This window comes from Paenibacillus sp. NPDC058071 (genome assembly GCF_042885235.1).
GTDB lineage: Bacteria > Bacillota > Bacilli > Paenibacillales > Paenibacillaceae > Pristimantibacillus.
In genome coordinates this window covers 285,323-302,911 of the sequence record NZ_JBHVSK010000006.1, presented here as the reverse complement: position 1 = coordinate 302,911, position 17,589 = coordinate 285,323, and the positions used below count along the sequence as shown (strand labels likewise).

General features: G+C 52.2%; 16 protein-coding genes. 1 reads left to right on the top strand and 15 read right to left on the bottom strand.

Annotation, left to right across the window (positions count from 1 at the left end; genetic code table 11):
* Positions 1-50: 50 nt before the first annotated feature.
* The 12 genes from solA to ACFVTB_RS12930 all read right to left on the bottom strand — a co-directional run bounded on the left by solA (position 51) and on the right by ACFVTB_RS12930 (position 12,718).
* Complete coding sequence (gene solA, locus ACFVTB_RS12985; RefSeq protein ID WP_387749241.1) at positions 51-1,202, bottom strand: N-methyl-L-tryptophan oxidase; 1,152 nt, start codon at positions 1,200-1,202, stop codon at positions 51-53.
* Positions 1,203-1,247: 45 nt separating this feature from the next.
* A complete protein-coding gene (locus ACFVTB_RS12980) occupies positions 1,248-2,417 on the bottom strand; it encodes an amidohydrolase (RefSeq protein ID WP_387749238.1) in 1,170 nt (389 codons plus the stop codon).
* A 42-nt stretch (positions 2,418-2,459) separates the two neighbouring features.
* On the bottom strand, positions 2,460-3,476 hold the full coding sequence (locus tag ACFVTB_RS12975; RefSeq protein WP_387749235.1) for an LLM class flavin-dependent oxidoreductase: 1,017 nt from the start codon (positions 3,474-3,476) through the stop codon (positions 2,460-2,462).
* 38 nt (positions 3,477-3,514) lie between these two features.
* Positions 3,515-4,267, bottom strand: coding sequence for an amino acid ABC transporter ATP-binding protein (locus ACFVTB_RS12970; protein WP_387749232.1), 753 nt, complete (start codon positions 4,265-4,267; stop codon positions 3,515-3,517).
* Positions 4,264-4,974, bottom strand: coding sequence for an amino acid ABC transporter permease (locus ACFVTB_RS12965; RefSeq protein WP_387749229.1), 711 nt, complete (start codon positions 4,972-4,974; stop codon positions 4,264-4,266). The genes ACFVTB_RS12970 and ACFVTB_RS12965 overlap by 4 nt, the downstream gene beginning before the upstream one ends.
* Positions 4,975-4,977: 3 nt before the next feature.
* Positions 4,978-5,748, bottom strand: a complete 771-nt coding sequence (locus ACFVTB_RS12960; protein WP_387749226.1) for an amino acid ABC transporter permease — start codon at positions 5,746-5,748, stop codon at positions 4,978-4,980.
* Positions 5,749-5,774: 26 nt separating this feature from the next.
* On the bottom strand, positions 5,775-6,638 hold the full coding sequence (locus tag ACFVTB_RS12955) for a transporter substrate-binding domain-containing protein (protein ID WP_387749223.1): 864 nt from the start codon (positions 6,636-6,638) through the stop codon (positions 5,775-5,777).
* Positions 6,639-6,774: 136 nt separating this feature from the next.
* Entirely contained in the window at positions 6,775-7,665 is an 891-nt protein-coding gene (locus ACFVTB_RS12950) for a LysR family transcriptional regulator (RefSeq protein ID WP_387749220.1), read from the bottom strand.
* 553 nt (positions 7,666-8,218) lie between these two features.
* The gene (fucU, locus tag ACFVTB_RS12945; protein ID WP_387749217.1) at positions 8,219-8,647 is read right to left on the bottom strand and encodes an L-fucose mutarotase; all 429 of its coding nucleotides are present in this window, start codon (positions 8,645-8,647) and stop codon (positions 8,219-8,221) included.
* Between the two features lie 19 nt (positions 8,648-8,666).
* Positions 8,667-10,163 (bottom strand): rhamnulokinase, encoded by a 1,497-nt coding sequence (locus tag ACFVTB_RS12940; protein ID WP_387749214.1) that lies wholly within the window; start codon positions 10,161-10,163, stop codon positions 8,667-8,669.
* A gap of 32 nt (positions 10,164-10,195) precedes the next feature.
* A complete protein-coding gene (locus ACFVTB_RS12935) occupies positions 10,196-10,849 on the bottom strand; it encodes a class II aldolase/adducin family protein (protein WP_387749405.1) in 654 nt (217 codons plus the stop codon).
* A gap of 78 nt (positions 10,850-10,927) precedes the next feature.
* A complete protein-coding gene (locus ACFVTB_RS12930; RefSeq protein ID WP_387749211.1) occupies positions 10,928-12,718 on the bottom strand; it encodes an L-fucose isomerase in 1,791 nt (596 codons plus the stop codon).
* A gap of 143 nt (positions 12,719-12,861) precedes the next feature.
* Here ACFVTB_RS12930 and ACFVTB_RS12925 point away from each other — a divergent pair, with 143 nt between their 5' ends.
* The gene (locus tag ACFVTB_RS12925) at positions 12,862-13,872 is read left to right on the top strand and encodes a LacI family DNA-binding transcriptional regulator (protein WP_387749208.1); all 1,011 of its coding nucleotides are present in this window, start codon (positions 12,862-12,864) and stop codon (positions 13,870-13,872) included.
* A 118-nt stretch (positions 13,873-13,990) separates the two neighbouring features.
* Here ACFVTB_RS12925 and ACFVTB_RS12920 read toward each other — a convergent pair whose 3' ends face one another.
* The 3 genes from ACFVTB_RS12920 to ACFVTB_RS12910 all read right to left on the bottom strand — a co-directional run bounded on the left by ACFVTB_RS12920 (position 13,991) and on the right by ACFVTB_RS12910 (position 17,452).
* Positions 13,991-15,433, bottom strand: coding sequence for an ABC transporter substrate-binding protein (locus ACFVTB_RS12920; protein WP_387749205.1), 1,443 nt, complete (start codon positions 15,431-15,433; stop codon positions 13,991-13,993).
* Between the two features lie 225 nt (positions 15,434-15,658).
* A complete protein-coding gene (locus ACFVTB_RS12915) occupies positions 15,659-16,531 on the bottom strand; it encodes a carbohydrate ABC transporter permease (protein ID WP_387749202.1) in 873 nt (290 codons plus the stop codon).
* Between the two features lie 3 nt (positions 16,532-16,534).
* Entirely contained in the window at positions 16,535-17,452 is a 918-nt protein-coding gene (locus tag ACFVTB_RS12910; RefSeq protein WP_387749200.1) for a carbohydrate ABC transporter permease, read from the bottom strand.
* Positions 17,453-17,589: the final 137 nt, after the last annotated feature.

Here is a 17,589-nt window from a genome sequence, read left to right as displayed (position 1 = left end):
ATTAGATGATTTCAAAATATTCCGTTAATTTATTAGCGAGAACGGCGCCGTTAGGCGCGTTCCCCAAATCGGTTCAGCGAGAATGGCGCTATACTCCGTTCCGTGCTTGGTCTGCCTACCGTTACGAGATTGGCAAGCAATTCCCCGACGGCACTCGCAAACTTGAAGCCATGACCGGAAAAACCGCCGGCCAGCCATAAACCTTTCAGCCCCGGATGAGCATCGATAATAAAATCGTCGTCCGCCGTCATTTCATACTTGCAGACCGCTCCGTGTTGCAGGCGACCCGCAGCTTGCGGCGCATAGCGCTCCAGAGCCCGGCGAATGTCACCCTCATCGGCTTCGAAGCTCCCGAAAGGCTGCCATTCCTGTCCAGGCTGCCATGGGACTCCTCCGTCATGACGGCCGATCTTCACCCCGCCGCCCCCGATGCTAGGAAAACCGTAATAGCTTTCCGACCCGCTTCCAAACGTGAAACCGGGAAAACGGCCTTCGCCGAACAACTGCTCGTCGGCCTCAAACCACCCGACCGTCTTCCGAATCGGACGAATCGGCAGCGAGATCGGCGGATCGATCGACAGCGAGGAAAACCAGGCTCCTGCACTGACGATTACTTTATCGGCGCGGTAAACGCCTTGGTCGGTATACACCGCTATCCCATCCCCATCGGCTGCGACTCGCCGAACGGGCGTATTCGCCTTCAGCTCCGCTCCTGCCGCGAGCGCTTGCCGCTTGCTTGCCGCAACGCAACGCTCGCTGTACAAATAACCGGCTCTCGGCTCGTATAAGCCAGTGCTGCCTTCCGGCAACCGCCAGCCCGGCCAGCGTTTTTCGATTTCCTCGCGTTCCAGCAGTTCAATCGATAGCCCTGATGCCTCTGCATTGAACTGCTTTTCCGCCAGTACATGATCTCCGGGAAGCGCGATATTCAGCACGCCCGATTCGACGAGCAGCGTTTCGCCGCTCTCCTCCTCCAACTCGCGCCACAGCTCATGGGAGCGTAGCGCCAGCTCCGTGTAGATTTCCGCTCCCGGGTAGGCGTGCCGAATCAATCGGGTCTCACCATGATGGCTACCGCTCGCATGGGGCGGATCGAAAGCGTCCAGCAGCAGCGTTCGAACGCCTCGCTTGGCGAGATGATAACCAGCGCTCATGCCCATCGAGCCCGCTCCGGCAATAATAACCTCGTATGACTTTTCCATCGCTCCTGCTCCTTCTATGTTGAACTGAACGTAAGCTCCATCGCCCTAGCGCGCCAATTCGTCCAATGCCGCAACAGCAAGCTCGGTGAAATAGCGTGCGCTAAGCGGCAGCGCCCGTTCGTCCAGATCGAAGGCCGGGTGATGCCATTCCTGCGAGCCTGAGGTACCCATAAATACGAATACGCCAGGGATCGCTTTCTGGTAAAAAGCAAAATCTTCGCCAGCCGAAGACGGCACCGGTACGATAGTCTTCAGTCCGACAGGCGCGGCAGCGGCGGCAGCAATATCGGCTAGCCGTTTGTCGTTAATGACTGCCGGCGGTCCTTGAATCCATTTGACCGAGGCGCGGAGACCAAGCGCCGAGGCGACGCCAACGACCGTTTGCTCGAAGCGTGCAAGCACTGTCTCACGCACTTCGTCGCCAAATGTGCGCACCGTTCCTTCCATCACTGCCTTTTCCGGAATGACGTTCCACGTCGTTCCGCCGATGATTTTCGTCACGCTGACGACCGCGCTCTCAAGCGGACTTACGTTGCGGCTGACAATTGATTGAAGCGCCGTCACGATATGCGCCGAAGCGACGATCGGGTCAAGCCCCGCTTGCGGCACCGCGGCATGAGAGCCTTTGCCATTCACTTCGATAATGAATCCATCCGCCGCCGCCATTAGCGGCCCTTCCTTGACGCCTACCGTTCCGACCGGCAGATCCGGCTTATTATGCATGCCGAATATCGCCTGTACGCCCGTAAGTGCACCGCTGTCAATAACGCGCTGCGCTCCGACCGCTTTCTCCTCCGCCGGCTGGAAGATGAAACGAACGGTTCCGTTTAATTCCTGTTCCTTGCTTTTCAGCAGCAGAGCAGTCCCGATAATGGCTGACGTGTGAAAATCATGCCCGCAGGCATGCATTTTTCCCGGAATGCGGGAAGCGTAAGGAAGCCCGGTTTCCTCCGTAATCGGCAGCGCGTCGATATCGGCGCGAATCGCCACAATCGGCCCGTTGCCCGGCAATGCGCCTACCTCTGCGATTACGCCTGTAGCCAGACCGTAATCGACGATGCGGATGCCCGCTTCCTCCAGCTTGCTCTTTATAAATGCAGTCGTTTCGAATTCTTCGTTCGACAGCTCCGGATATTGATGCAAATGACGCCTATATTCCGTAAGAATGAAGTCCAGTTGCTGCACATCGGCAACACTCGATTGTTGTTCGGCCATATGCCGATCCTCCTCTTTCGATGCCCGCCCGGGCCGCATCGGCTAAGTTTGACGGCTCACTTCTGCGAACGCTTCATGCAGCAGCTCATAGGAATGGAGCCGCTGCTCGAACCTTTTCAACAGCGTCACGACGATAAATTCATCTACGCCGTATTCCTGCTGCTTCTTCAGCAGTTGCGCGCGAACCGTCTCTTTCGAGCCTTTAATGATTTCCGGAGTGCGCTCCGTAATGGTGTACGCTTGGCCCGATTGTTTGCCGAATTCCTCGGCCTGGGCGATGGTTGATAAATTAAGCGTCCGGCCGTCCGCAAGCGTTACGCGTATATTTTTGATATCGATTGCGAGCCTTTCCGCCTCTTCATCAGTATCCGCTACGACGACAGAGATTGCAACAATCGGCTGCGGACGAGCGCCCGCCGTTCTCGGCTTGAAACGCTCGCGATACAGCGCAAGCGCCTCTTTGACCGCAGCCGGATCACCGTTAATAAATTCCGCAAAAACATAATTTACGCCCTGATCGGCAGCCAGCTCCGAGCTTCCTACCGTCGTGCCGAGCAAGTAGATATCCGCCGGCTGAGCGGCAGGCGGCGAAGCCTGAATGCCGGCAAGCGCGTGGTCGTCCGGCAGCGTGCGGTTGACGTGATGCGCCAGCTCATCCAGCTTCTCGGCCAGCGATTGCGGCTCTGTCACTCCTCGCTGAAGCGCCTGCGTCGAGCGGGGCAGTCCGCCTGGCGCGCGTCCGACGCCAAGGTCAATCCGTCCGGGAGCGAGCGTCGCCAGCACATTGAAATTTTCCGCAACCTTATAGGGGCTGTAATGCTGAAGCATGACGCCGCCCGAACCGAGCCGAATCCTTTCCGTCTTATCGATCAAATAGGCGATCAGCACTTCCGGCGAAGAGCCTGCGAGCGGCCCGTCATGATGCTCGGATACCCAGAACCGGTTATATCCGAGCTTATCAGCCAGCTGCGCCAGCTCCACCGTATGGCGGAACGCATCAGCGCCTGTTTCCCCTTCTACAATTGGACTTTGATCGAGTATGCTCCATTTCAATGTCATCGTTCTTCTCCCCCTTATGACCAGCGGCTATGCCGCAGCTAAATATCGTAGCTCCATTCCGGCGTTATCCGCTTCAGAAATTGCTTTGTCCGCTCTTCCTTCGGCGCGCCAAACAGCTCGTTTGGCTTGCCTTCCTCCACAATCACGCCGCCGTCCATGAAGACGACATGATTGGAAACCTCTCTCGCGAACCCCATCTCATGCGTCACAACGATCATCGTAATGCCTTCGCTGGCGATTTTGCGAATAACGTCCAGCACTTCGCCCACAAGCTCGGGATCGAGCGCGGAGGTCGGCTCGTCAAACAAAATAACCTCTGGGTTAAGCGCGAGCGCCCGGGCAATGCCGACTCGCTGCTGCTGTCCGCCCGACAGCTCGCTCGGATAAGCATCCAGCTTATTGCCGAGACCGACTTTTGCCAGCACCGCCGCGCTTCTTTCTCTCGCCTCTTCCTTCGGCACCTTCTGAACGACAACCAGCCCTTCCATTACGTTCTCAATCGCCGTTTTGTGCTTGAACAAGTTGTAATGCTGGAATACCATCGCCGTCTTTTGGCGCAGCCGGTGAATATCCTTCTTGCCGGGGTGCTTGCAATCGACAGCGAAATCGCCGATGGCGATCGATCCTTCGTTCGGCCGCTCCAAATAGTTGATGCAGCGGAGCAGCGTTGTTTTGCCGGAGCCGCTTGGCCCTAGAATAACGACCACTTCGCCCTTGTTAACGGTTAGTGAAATGTTTTTCAGAACAGCTTGTTTGCCAAACGACTTGGATAAATGGTTTAGCGCGATCATGCGACACCTCCTCGGTTATAGGCTTGAATTCGCCGCTCCAACAGCGCTGTTCCGCGCTCGATCAGAATCGTCATTCCCCAGAACAGAATAGCGGCAGCGATATAGGCTTCGAGAAACTTCCAATTGCTCGCGGCGACAATTTGCGCCTGAGCGTTGATTTCCACGACGGAAACGGTAAAAGCAAGCGTTGAGCCGTGGAGCATGCCGATCAAGTTATTGGACAAGTTCGGCAGGCTGACCGCGAACGCTTGGGGCAGCACAATCCGCCGCAGCGCTTGGCCCGTCGTCATGCCGACCGAATAAGCAGCTTCGATCTGGCCACGGCTGACAGCGGTAATGCCTGCGCGCACGACTTCGGACATGTAGGCGCCCGCCGTAATCGAGAACGAGATGTAGGCAAAGCCGATCAGCGGAATGGCCGCCGAACGAAAGCTCCAGCCAAATGCTTCAGATGCGCCGTCGATCACAAGCGGCAATCCGAAATAAATAAGGAGCAAATGCATCAGCATCGGCGTCCCGCGAATGAATAGCACGTAGCCGGATGCGAACCGGTGCAGCACCGGTACACGGTATACGCGAAGCAGTGCGATAGCCGTACCAATTAGAAAGCCGGAGAACACCGACACGACAGTGATGCGAATCGTATTCGGCAGCGCCTTTAGCAGGCTGAGAAAAGCCGTTCCGATAAAAGCGAAATCAAGTTCCATTCGTCAGCCTCCCTTCCTAATATCCGCTACTAGCTGCCTTCTTCCGAACCGCCTGAAGGACTTCGGTTCATTCTGCGTTGCTTGATCGGTCTTCTCGTGCCGCAGCAGCCTGCGCTCAGCTGACCGGAATAACCGCTCAAGCCCCATGCTGATTACAAAATAAATGAGAGTAAGCGAAATATACGTTTCGACAAAATGCTGCGTTGCCGCGCCGAGCGTCTGCGATTTACCGGTCATCTCCATCGCTCCCAGCGAAAAAGCGAGCGATGTATCTTTCAGATTTGCAATGACCAGATTGGCGAAGACCGGCACCGATACAGCCAACGCCTGCGGAAGAATGATTTTGCGAAACGCCTGATAGCCGTTCATTCCTATCGAATACGCTGCTTCCACCTGTCCGCGGTCCACCGCATTAATTGCCGCCCGAATCGCTTCAGAAATGAATGCACCGCTGTTCATCGCATACGTCAGGATGACAAATACAAGAACGTCGGTCCGGCTCAAATCGATGCCAATCAGCTTGAACAGCTCAGGAACGCCGTAGTAGACGAGAAAGAGCTGGATTAAGATCGGCGTTCCGCGGAAAAAGGAAACATAGACTTGCGATATCTGTTTCAATGCCGGTACGTTGTACAGACGAGGCAGCGCCACCAGCAAGCCGATAACGAGTCCGAGCAGGATCGAGGCCGCTACGATGAATAACGTAACATGCAAATAGGACAACAATTTCGGAATAAAGTCGATAACGTAGCTGATGTCAAATTTTCTGCCCATGCTTACACCTCATCCTTGGCCGCTTATTATTTTCCGGCGGTCGCTTCGTCCAACGTTTTCGTATAATCCTGTCCAAGCCACTGCACACTAAGCTTGGCAAGCGTTCCGTCATCCTTCACCTCTTGAATCACCTTGTCGATGTTGTCCGCCAGCTCCTGGCTGTCTTTGCGGAATACGAACAGCACTTCCGATTGGATAAGCGGATCCCCGACATTTTTCAACGCCGGCTTGCCGTCGGCTCCCGGATAGAAGTTAATAGAGAAATCGGTTTGCATTGTCGCGTCCACCCGTTTGTTCTGAATCAGGCTGACCAAATCATTGGCCCCTCCGCTGGAATAGACGATGTTAAGCGCGTTATTGTGCTGTTTGTTGTACTGTTCAAGGAAATACGCTTGATTGCTTGTTGGCGTCGTGTAGATCTTTTTGCCTTTCAAATCATCAATAGAGTTGATCGTCGTATCGTTTTTATCAACTGCGATTCTGGATAGGAAAATGTTATAAGGCACTTTGTTGAACAAGAACTTCTCCTCGCGCTCTGGATTTTTCTCCATTTGATGCGCGATAAAATCGATTTTATTCGTTTCCAGGCTCAGCTGCAGGTTGGTGAAATCGAGCGTTTTGAATTCAAATTCGTATTCCGGCAAACGTTTGTCCAATTCTTTGACCAGTTCGACGTCGAATCCGGTCAGCTTCCCGTTCTCATCAATAAAGCAAACGTTAGGAAACTGTGTGCCGGTGCCGACGATAATTTTCTTCACTTGCACAGCGCCATTTCCGTTCCCCGACTTGGCAGGCTCGCTTGATCCTTTATCGCCTCCGCCGTTTGAGCCGCAAGCCGTAACCGCCAACGCAAGCAGCAGTGTCGCTGAAAGTAATCCCCACTTTTTCATCTCAAACTCCCCCATCCACTCTTGTTAAACCAATAATTCCTACTGTTTTTATAAGAATTATATTGACACTAATTTATCACCGCTGTCCTTCCGCGTCTAATAGAGTTTTTCTATAAGTAAATTACACAATCCAATACTATGCACTAACGGCGCTTGGAAGCTTCTTCGAGAGCTCGAGCAGCGTATCAAAAAACGGATTGGTCTCTCCGCTAAGCGCGATCATATTCGTTTTCAAGGAAATGCCTTCCGCCTCCGGGAAGTCGATTGGATGCAGCAGCCCTCTACTCACCTCGTCGGATGCGCACAGACTTGGCAGGAACGCGATGCTGGCCTTCTCCAGCACAAGTTTTTTCGCCGTTTCCAGGTTATCGGATTGAAAAATCATTGCCGGCGGCTTCTCCAGCCCTTCAAAGAGACGGTGAATTCGAATCCAGTCCAGCGCTCCGCATTCAAAAAAGACAAACGGATAATCGCCGATCCTTTCAATTTCAACGTTCTGTTCCTGCGTGAACGGATGGCCGTCGTACACATGCAGTCGTATCGGATCCTCGTACAGACTGACTGAACGCAGGCCGGGATGGCTCGTATTCCGCACAAAGCCGATATCGAGCTCCTTGTTGAGCACCTTGGTGACAAGCTCGTCGGTAGAAGCGGTGACGAGCTTAAAATGGATGTCGGGATACCGCTTCATTAAAGCAGGCAGCCATAGCGGCAAAACATAATTGGCCACCGAAACGGTTGAGCCGATACGAAGCTCGTTTGGCAGCGCCTTTTGCTGATGAAGATTAAGCTTGCCTTTTTGCAGCGTATGCAAAATTTGCTGTGAATACGGCAAAAAACGCTTGCCTTCCTCAGTCAGCTGAATTTGCTTGCCCAGTCTATCGAACAGCTTGCAGTCCAGTTCCCGCTCCAGCGATTGAATGCGTGCAGTAACCGATGGCTGCGACAGAAATAAGATTTCAGCCGCTTTGTTAAAGCTTCCGTAGTGGGTGACGTATACGAATGCCTCTATGTTCTCAATGTTCATTCGCCATTCTCCTATCCCGATTATCATTTATATCCTTTACCGACTCAAAATCGAAATCAGTGCATGACTTGAAGTGAAGAGAAGCGCTGCGGGTCAGAGGGTTCTTCCGATCGCCATTAAAGCCTGATTCCTTTATTTAATAGAGGTTTGCGGTAGAAATCATGCTTTAAAAGCGACCACTATCGTTTCTCCAGAATCCCTCTGCCCCTTCGCTGCTCTCTTCTTCTCCGTCTAGAACTGATTTGGATGTTGAACCCTTTTCCGGCCATAAACCAGAATCAGTGCTTGGCTTCGCGTCCATCACTGTTTTCAAGTTTAATTGACTTTTCCAATTCGTTAACTAGGAATAATTGTTTTCTCTTATCGTAATGGAGGTTATGACAGGTGTCAACCGTTTCCAGCCGTTCACTGCAACAGGCATGAATCGCTCAAATAAGACTGACACTAGCTCGTGCAGCAGCGCCGGGGAGAACCGGAAAAACGCAAGAACCGCGCAGCTTCAGCTGCGCGGTTCTTCGGCATCGAAAGGCATCTTCTCAAGCGGAGCAATTCCCTACTTGATAACGCCTTTCTTCAATATGATATTTGCATACAGCGCACTTTCGCCGGTGGCGATAATCGCATACGCTTTTTTTGCCCGCTCATAGAAGGCGAATCGTTCTACTTCCTCGAACGGCTCAGCCAGACCGGAACGGCGCTCAATAATTGACTTGTATTCGCCCCAAATCGGCGTTTCCGCCGTATCGCCCGGCATTACTTGCATGAGTGCAACCGGCTTCTCGACATATTGGTCGAGCGGAAACAGCTGGAGAATCGCGTCCAGCAGCTCGGGAACGTTATGCCCGTCGGCGCGAACGAGCCGCTGTGCATGGCTCGCCCCCGGAAAGTTGCCGTCAGCGATGACGATTTCGTCGCTATGTCCCATTTCCATCAATATTTTCAACAGCTCAGGCGAGATCAGCTTCGATATTCCGTTCAGCATCAATTCGCACGCTCCTTGTTCATTTCGTTAACAGCCGCTTATAACGGCCGTACGCTTCATTCCAGGCTGCCGCCTCTTCCGCCACTGGCTCATAGACGTCAACAGGGAAAGCCGCCGCCGACAGCTCGCGCGCTTCGGCCAGGCTGCCGCAATGTCCTTGCGCAACGAGCTGCATCAGCATATTGCCAATTGCGCTCGCTTCGACTGGACCTGCCCAAACCGGTCGTCCGAGCGCGCCTGCGGTCAATCGGCAAAGCAGCCGGTTTTGAATGCCGCCCCCAACCATATGCAGCCCTTCGTAGCCGATGCCGGTCAGCTGTTCCAACTGATCGATCGCATGCCGATATTTTAACGCGAGACTCTCATAAATACATCTGGCCACCTGGCCCTCTGTTTCAGGCACCGCTTGGCCGGTTTCCTCGCAATACGACTTCACTTTGCGAACCATATCGGAAGGACCGTAGAAACGAGCGTCGTCAGGATTAATAAAGCTGCGGAAAGGCTCGGATTGTTCAGCCATAGCAGCCAACTCTGCGAACGAGTATTCCTTCCCCTTCTCGTCCCAATCGCGCTTGCATTCCTGTATAATCCATAAACCCATTATGTTCTTGAGAAGCTCGTATTTGCCGTACACGCCGCCTTCGTTCGAGAACTCCAGCTCCAAGGCCTCCGGCGTGAGCAGCGGCGCGTCAAGCTCCGTGCCGAACAGCGACCAGGTGCCGCAAACGAGATAGGCAAACGGCTTGTCGCCAGCCGGAACGGCGGCAATCGCGGACGCCGTATCATGCGTAGCCACGGCAACTGCTTCGATCGGCGGCACGTCCAGCTCTTCCCTCACTTCGGCCGACAACGGGCCGATGACCGCGCCAGGGTAGATCGGCTCTGGGAAAATGCCGGACGGGATGCCCAGCTTTTCCATCAGCTCCGTGTTCCACGCCTGCTGCCCGGGATGATACAACTGAGTCGTCGTCGCCATTGTAAATTCGCATACTTTGCGTCCGGTCAAGAAATAAACGAGCAAATCCGGCGTCAGCAGCAGCGTTCTGGCCGCATCAAGCTTCGGCGAAGCTGCTTTTCTCATCGCATACAGCTGGTAAATCGTATTAAACGGCATGAACTGCAAGCCGCCTTGCTCGAACAGCGACTCTTTGCCGAATAGATCGTTCACTTCCTCGATCAGACCCTCCGTCTGCGGATCACGGTAATGATAAGGGTTGCCGAGCAGCTCGCCGTTCACATCCAGCAGACCAAAATCGACGCCCCACGTATCAATGCCGAACGTCTTTGGCGCGTGCCCCTCTTGGAACGCTTTACGAATGCCCTTCTTCATTTCGTGCAAGAGTCGCAATATATCCCAATGCAGATGGTCGCCGACGTGAATCGCATGGTTCGGAAAACGATGGATTTCCTCCACCTGCAGCTCCCGCCGTCCGTCCTCGTTCCGCACGAGCTTGCCGATCAGCGCTCTGCCGCTGCTTGCCCCCAGATCAAAAGCCAACACGGTAGACAATAGCACGTTGCCGCCGCTCCTTTCCGGTTAAACCGCCATTATTTCATTTTTTGCAGTAATTGAATCCGATAAGCCTCGCTCTCCAGCGATGCGATTTCTTCAAACTCTTCCTTCGTCAGCACCTTCGGCTGCTCCTTAATCTGTTTAGCGATCAGGAAGATTTTCGTGCTTTCCTCGACAACTTCGGTCCGGTAGTACGCTTCGCGCAAATTGCGGCCAGTCGTTACCAGTCCGTGGTTGCCGAGCAAGATCGAGCTGGCTTCATTGACCTTTTCCACAAGCGCGTCAGCCAATTTGTCCGTAGTTGGCAGTACATACGGCACGTAGACCGTTTTGCCAACAAGCGCCGCTTGGTCAGGGAACATAATAGGAAGCTCCGTCTCCACCAATGTAAACGCAATGCAATAAGGCGGATGCGTGTGCACAATCGCGCCAATCGACGGATTCACGCGGTACGCGTATAAGTGCATCAGCACTTCAGAGGACGGCCGCAGACCAATGTCCGTCACTTCGCCGGACTCGATATCCACTTCCACCCATTGCTCGGGCTGAATCTCATCCAATGCAAAGCCGCTTGGCGACAAATACATTTTCCCTTCATGCTTTGCGCTGATATTGCCGCCTGGTCCTACAACCAGTCTGTTCTCTACTGTTTTCTTCGCATATTTGCAAAGCTCCTGCCGAATTTCCATACTCATGATTAATGTCCTCCGTTCAAAATGCGGTTTAAAGCCGCTTGCTCCTTGTGCCGGAGCAAGCGGCTTGCAGTCTTATTTATAAAGCGGTCCGAAGTTTTGGCAAGCGCGGTAGTCTGCGCCTTCCTTGCTTTCCGTTCCGAACAATCCCCAAGCGCGAGGACGGAAAATCTTCTCTTCCGCCACGTTGTGCATATGAACCGGAATACGCAGCATCGCAGCGAGCGTGATCAGGTCCGCACCGATATGGCCGTAGCTGAGCGAACCGTGGTTGGCACCCCAATTGTCCATCACGTCGTATACGCTTGTGAATACGCCCTCGCCCGTCAGAATTGGAGCAAACCAAGTCGTCGGCCAAGTCGGGTCCGTACGTTTGTCCAGCGCGTCATGCACTTCAGACGGCAGTTCAACCGAGTAGCCTTCGGCGATTTGCAATACAGGTCCAAGACCCTTCACGATATTCAAACGGGACATCGTCATCGGCATGCCGCCGCGAGTCAGGTAGTCGGAGGAGTAGCCGCCGCCTCGGAAATATTCGACCGAGGCCGGTCTCCACGAAGTCGCCGCTACGCAGTTATCCGCTTCTTTTTGTGAAATTTCCCAAAACGGTTTCATAACCGGCTTGCCGTCACGTTGCTGCTCACCCGTTCCGTCCAGAGCCGCCGAACCGGAGTTGAGCATATGCAGAATGCCATTAGCCGCTAGGCCGCTGAGTTCATGACCAGTAACTCGTTTTACTGATTCCGGGCTCCAATACGTACGAACATCGGCGAATACTTGCGCCGTATTCGTCAGCAGGTGACCAAACAACATAACCACGCCATTCAGCGCGTCGTTCTCCGTCGCTACGATGAATGGAGGACGAGTGCCGTTCCAGTCGAACGAGGAATTGAGGATGGCTTCCATAAAGTCGCCGTTCGGGAAATGGTCCGTCCATTGCCGCTGGCCTTGGAAGCCGGACACGATCGCGTTATGCCCCATAGCCTCTTCTTCGAAGCCGAGCTCGGCGAGACGCGGATTGCCGATCATCAAGTCGCGGGCGATTAGCGCCATTTTAACGACCGTTTCCCAATCCTTATCCTTTTGCTCGCGGCTCATCTGAATGGCCGCCGGGTTGTTGTCCGGACCTTCAACACAATTCTCTTTCGTCCAAGCAAGCGCTTTCTCAAATTCCGCAGGATCGTAAATTTGTTCTTCGAAGCGGCGAACGAATTCGGACATATCGATATATTCATTGCGCATGCCGAGATATTCTTGGAAGAAGACGTCGCTTACGATCGAGCCGGCGATACCCATCGATACGGAACCCATCGCCAAATACGATTTTCCACGCATGTAGGCAACAGCCAATCCCGCGTTAGCGAAGCTGAGCAGCTTGCCTTTCACGTCTTCAGGCACTGTCGTGTCGCCAGCTTCCTGTACGTCGTGGCCGTAAATACCGAAAGCCGGAATGCCTTTTTGCGCATAAGCGGAAAGAACTGCTGCCAAATATACAGCTCCCGGACGCTCCGTTCCGTTAAAGCCCCATACCGCGTTCGGGATACCCGGGTTCAGATCCATTGTCTCTGTGCCATAACACCAGCAAGGCGTTACCGTTATCGATACCCCAACATTTTCTCTTGCGAATTTATCTGCGCATGCAGCCGCTTCCGCAACGCCGCCAATCGTGCTGTCCGCAATAACAACCTCAACGCGCTCCCCGTTCGGGTAGCGAAGATGTTCCGAAAGCAAATTAGCGACCGACTGCGCCATCGCCATCGTTTGAACCTCAAGCGACTCCCTTACGCCTCTGCGTCTGCCGTCGATTGTCGGACGAATGCCGATTTTCGGAAATCCACTTTTAAAACGATAAGCCGTATCTGCCACAATAATCCCTCCAAATGATGTGTTATGTTATGAAAGCGTTTTATAATGTTACCGATAACTCTAATTTAACAACTCAATGGGTTGCTGTCAAATGTTTTCTTTAGTAAGATAGAATCAAGATTTAACAAGAGGAGAAGCCATCTATGGTTACCATATACGATATTGCTGAACGAGCCAATGTATCTGCAATGACCGTTTCGAGGGTTATCAATAACACCGGCAGAATTAGCGACAAGACGAGGGCAAAAGTCAAGAAGGTCATGGAAGAAATGAACTATGTGCCGAATCAGATGGCCCGCAGCCTGGTGCTGCAGCAGACGCGAAGCTTATTTCTGCTGATCACCGATATTACCAACCCCTTCTATACGACGCTTGCCCGCGGGGCCGAGGACGCGGCTACAAAACTCGGCTATCGGCTGCTGTTCGGCAACAGCGATGAAAATCTCGAAAAAGAAGCGGACTATATGAATACAATTCTGACGACGCGCGTCGACGGGGTCATGATTGCGCCGACCGGCGATCCTTCGCTGCCGAATCTGGAGCAGCTGCGCAAGCATAACACGCCGTTTGTGCTGCTCGACCGTGATGTACCCGGCATTGAATGCGATATCGTGCTAGGCGACGGTAAAGTGGGCGCCCGCCAGCTTGTCGATCATTTAGTCGCCAACGGTCATACGAGCATCGCCATGGTAAACGGCTCCAAATCGGTTTCAAGCGCCAGAATGCGGCTGCAAGGCTATGAGGAAGCGATGAAGCTCAACAATTTACCGGTCAATGAACAGTACCTGTTCGAAACCAGCTTCGGTCCACGTGCTGATCTGACGGCAATGGAGAACTGGATCGACAGCATGGACCCGCTTCCGACAGCGATCGTGGCCGGCAATAACGTGCTTGCGGTAGAAGTTATTCGCCTGCTGCGCAAACGCAACATTTTCATTCCTGAGAAAATGTCGATTGTATGCTTCGACGATTTCGGTCCTTATTCCGAAGCTGATCCGTTTATAACAGTTGTCGCGCAGCAGGCCTATCAGTTCGGTTATCTTGGCATGCAAATGCTCGTGGACCGAATTCAATATCGCGAGGAAGCCGGGCCGTGGAAAAAGGTCGTGCTGCCGGCCGAGCTCGTCGTGCGAAATTCGGTGAAACGATTATAACAACAATAGGACGTTAAAGAAGCAAGCGGCTGAGCCGCTTGCTTCTTTAACGTCCTTTTCCTATTAAACATAAAACAGCCAGCCGAAGGAGCAATCCCAACGGCTGGCTGCTTTTCAATTATTGGACTTTGATCGAATCGAAGAATTTCTCTTGCGTCAGCTTAGCCGCAGCGTCGAGCAACGCTTTTGGATCAGCATCTTTCTTCGAGAATACTTCTTGGATGACGTTCGTCATAGAGCCATAGTAGTCTTGCGTATTGAACTGAGCTTCAGCTTTGCCGTCAAGCAGAGCGTTCGACTCTTCGCTGTATTTGTATACGTTGTCGTACTTGTCGAAGATCGCTTGCAGCTTTTTGCCGTATTCGGAATCGCTAGCAAAGTAGTTGATGTGCGGCGGAATGAAGAATTTGCCGCCCGCTTTACGAGCTTGGATTTCTTTCTCGATGGAAGCCAGATATTGATCTGTGAAGTAGTCGAAAGTAATGTAACGGAATGCCATGTCTTGCTCATCTTTCGTTGCATTAGGGTTGATTACCAGGTAATCGCCGCCCAGTACGCCCGTATGTTTGCCGCCTTTTTCAGCTGCAGGCATAGGGAACGTCAACAGATCTTCGATTTTCATGCCGCCTTGGTTGAGAGCGGAATCCAGAGGACCTTCTGCGCCGGCCATAACCATTGCGATACGGCCTTGCGAGAATGCGCCTACAGCGTCGCCCCAGTTAAGTGCCCAGTCTTGCGGAACAACGTTTGCTTCCCATCTCAGCTTCTTGTAGAAATCAAGCGCTTTCACACCAGCATCGGAGTTGAATTTAGCAACAACTTTTCCGTTTTCAATCGTTTGAATTTCGCCGCCTGCTTCGAACAAGAAGTTCGTCCAGTTCCAGCCGCCGTCATTCGTTTTCGCCATTGGAGCGATACCAGCGATGCCTTTCTTCGGATCAGCTACGCCTTTCGCCGTATTCAGCAAATCGTCCCAAGTCCAGTCGTAAGCAGGTACTGCTACGCCTTTTGCGTCGAGCATTTTCTTGTTCACGATTGTCGTTACAACATAACCTTTTTGAGCAACGCCGAATACTTTGCCGTCAATGTTAAACGTGTTTTGCAGGACCGGGTTGATTTGGTCTTTGAACTCATAATTGTTATAGAGATCAGTAATATCAGCAGCCCAGCCTTTTTCTACAAGGAATTTCGCTTCTGTAGCGAAAGTGTTGTAGAAAGTTGGCGCTTCATTAGCAGCCATTTTGATACCGATTTCGTCTGGTCTATAGTGCCAATCGCTCTTCTCGATTTCAACGTTAGGATATACCGCCTTGAAACGAGCGATTTTGTCGTCTTCCAGTTCACGAGCTTCCACTTGGTCAGGCAACGGGTAATAGATGCTGATTTTAATCTTTTTGTCTTTAATGTCATCTTTCGGCGCATCAGTCGCTGCTGCAGTGTTATCGGATGGCTTATCCGTTGCCGGAGGATCCGTAGCTGCTGGTTTGTTGCCGCCGCTGCAAGCTGCGAGCATGGAGACCATCAGAGCTAGACTGACAAAAAGCGTTGCGGATTTACGCATTGAAACTCCCCTTTTCCATTCGTTATTAGTAGTTGCAATCTCATCATATAGGAGATATGACCCATTGTACGAGGTGTAAAACTATTCCGATCATGTGTATCTTTACGATTCGCCCGAAGAAACGACCATCGCCGCCCGAAGGCGGCGATGGTCGCGTCACGAGGCGATGTAAGCGCCTCACTGACGAGGAAATGCGTGTGCGATTCTATGACAGAATGTGATAAATTATCCTTTAACGCCGCCCAAGTGAAGTCCGCGCATAATGTATTTCTGGAACATCAGGAATACGAAAATCGGCGGAATCATGACGAACGTAAGTATAGCGAATCTAATATTCATGTTGAGCATTCTCGCTTGAATAACGAATTTATAGATGGCAGTTGCTAACGGATAAGTTTTCTCATTGTGCATAATGAGCGACGGCCAGAACCAGTCGTTCCAAGCTGCCGAGAAAATGAAAATCGCCAGCGTCGAGAAAATCGGAATCGACAGCGGGAACGCGATTTGTGTAAAGTTGCGCAATTCCGACGCGCCGTCGACCCGCGCCGCTTCGAACATTTCGTTATTAATATCGTCGAAGAAGGTTTTCAACAGCAGCAGATAGAACGCATTCGCCGCCGCCGGGAACCAGAACGCCGCGAAGTTGTTCATCAGGCCCAAATCTTTAAGGTTCAAGAAGTTCGGGATAATGTACGTCGTTGGCGGAATAAACAGGGTCATCATAAAGAAAAATTGAACATAGCGTTTATACGGAATATCCAGCTTCGACAAACTAAAGGAAGCAAGACCCAGTACAATAATGATCATCAGCATATTTCCGCCGAAAATAATAAGCGTATTGCGAAGGAACATCGGCAGCTTGATATAGTCCCACGCCGCGCCGTAATTCTCAAAATGCCACGATGTTGGGATAAAGGTCGGCGGGAAGGTGTTGACCTCCACATTTTCCTTCAGTCCGTTGAAAATCGTATTTAAAATCGGATAAATCATCGTTGCCGCCATTACAATAATGGCAAGAATCATAATCACATAACCGAATTTCGTTCGGTTTCTCTTCAAGTCATAAGGGGATAGTATGCCTCTTTCGCCAGCTTTCATCGCTTAATTCTCCTTTCTGCGTTGCATTGTAAATTGCAAAACCGCTAAACCGCCGAGGACGATAAACATGAGTACGCCCATAGCCGAAGCCGTGCCGTAGTTTAACTGGTTGAATGCGCTCTTAACAATATGCAACGAGTAGGTAAGCGTCGCTTTGTTCGGACCGCCGTCCAGCATCGCCATTTGCGATTGGTAGCCTTGGGACGTTGCGATCAGCTGCAGGATTAACTGCAGAACGATTAGGTTGCGAATCGAAGGCAGCGTAATATGCCAAATTCTTCTCCAGACGCCAGCGCCGTCAATTTCCGCCGCCTCGTACCAGTCGCGCGGCACGCTGAGCACGGCCGCCAAGTAAATGAGCATAGCCGCTCCGAATTGCTGCCACGTTTCCATGAAGACGATGGAGACCATCGACCAGCGTGTATCGGTCATAAACAGAATCGATTCGCCGCCGAGAGAATTAACAACGCCGTTGATCGGACCGACCGGATCATAGATCCATCTCCACAGACCGTACAGTACGACGACCGGAACGACGTTCGGCAGATAAGCCGCGATACGAGCGAGACCTTGAAATCTGCGAAGCTCCGAGATGGCAATGGCGAATGCAATCGGCACCCAAAAGCCCATAATAAGCGCCAAGAATATATAATAGAGCGTATTCTTAATTGCGATTAAGACGTCGGCGTCATTAAACACGCTCTTAAAATTGTCAAATCCGACAAAAGTGTTGCCTTTTACAAAGTCAATGTGGTAGAAGCTGTACACAAAACCTTTAACGATTGGCACCCATAGGAATGTTATGAACACAAAAAATGCCGGCAGAAGGAACAAGATGCCCCACAAATACTTTCTTGCCGGCAGCGCCAGACGTTTCTTAGGTTGCGGCTGGCTGGTTGCTGCTGCTGTTGAATACTCCATTTGTCTCCCTCTTTTCTTTTTCTAGAACTCTAAGTGTTTGCAGCATTATTGCGGCTTTGCCTAGAATATGGCGAAACGTCTGCCAGTACTAACGGACAGCCTGAATCGCCTGCTTCATTTTATTTTAGAAAAAGACT

Coding starts and splice junctions, on each gene's coding strand:
- solA (WP_387749241.1), bottom strand. CDS start 1,202: ATGGAAAAGTCATACGAGGTTATTATTGCCGGAGCGGGCTCGATGGGC.
- ACFVTB_RS12980 (WP_387749238.1), bottom strand. CDS start 2,417: ATGGCCGAACAACAATCGAGTGTTGCCGATGTGCAGCAACTGGACTTC.
- ACFVTB_RS12975 (WP_387749235.1), bottom strand. CDS start 3,476: ATGACATTGAAATGGAGCATACTCGATCAAAGTCCAATTGTAGAAGGG.
- ACFVTB_RS12970 (WP_387749232.1), bottom strand. CDS start 4,267: ATGATCGCGCTAAACCATTTATCCAAGTCGTTTGGCAAACAAGCTGTT.
- ACFVTB_RS12965 (WP_387749229.1), bottom strand. CDS start 4,974: ATGGAACTTGATTTCGCTTTTATCGGAACGGCTTTTCTCAGCCTGCTA.
- ACFVTB_RS12960 (WP_387749226.1), bottom strand. CDS start 5,748: ATGGGCAGAAAATTTGACATCAGCTACGTTATCGACTTTATTCCGAAA.
- ACFVTB_RS12955 (WP_387749223.1), bottom strand. CDS start 6,638: ATGAAAAAGTGGGGATTACTTTCAGCGACACTGCTGCTTGCGTTGGCG.
- ACFVTB_RS12950 (WP_387749220.1), bottom strand. CDS start 7,665: ATGAACATTGAGAACATAGAGGCATTCGTATACGTCACCCACTACGGA.
- fucU (WP_387749217.1), bottom strand. CDS start 8,647: ATGCTGAACGGAATATCGAAGCTGATCTCGCCTGAGCTGTTGAAAATA.
- ACFVTB_RS12935 (WP_387749405.1), bottom strand. CDS start 10,849: ATGGAAATTCGGCAGGAGCTTTGCAAATATGCGAAGAAAACAGTAGAG.
- ACFVTB_RS12925 (WP_387749208.1), top strand. CDS start 12,862: ATGGTTACCATATACGATATTGCTGAACGAGCCAATGTATCTGCAATG.
- ACFVTB_RS12920 (WP_387749205.1), bottom strand. CDS start 15,433: ATGCGTAAATCCGCAACGCTTTTTGTCAGTCTAGCTCTGATGGTCTCC.
- ACFVTB_RS12915 (WP_387749202.1), bottom strand. CDS start 16,531: ATGAAAGCTGGCGAAAGAGGCATACTATCCCCTTATGACTTGAAGAGA.
- ACFVTB_RS12910 (WP_387749200.1), bottom strand. CDS start 17,452: ATGGAGTATTCAACAGCAGCAGCAACCAGCCAGCCGCAACCTAAGAAA.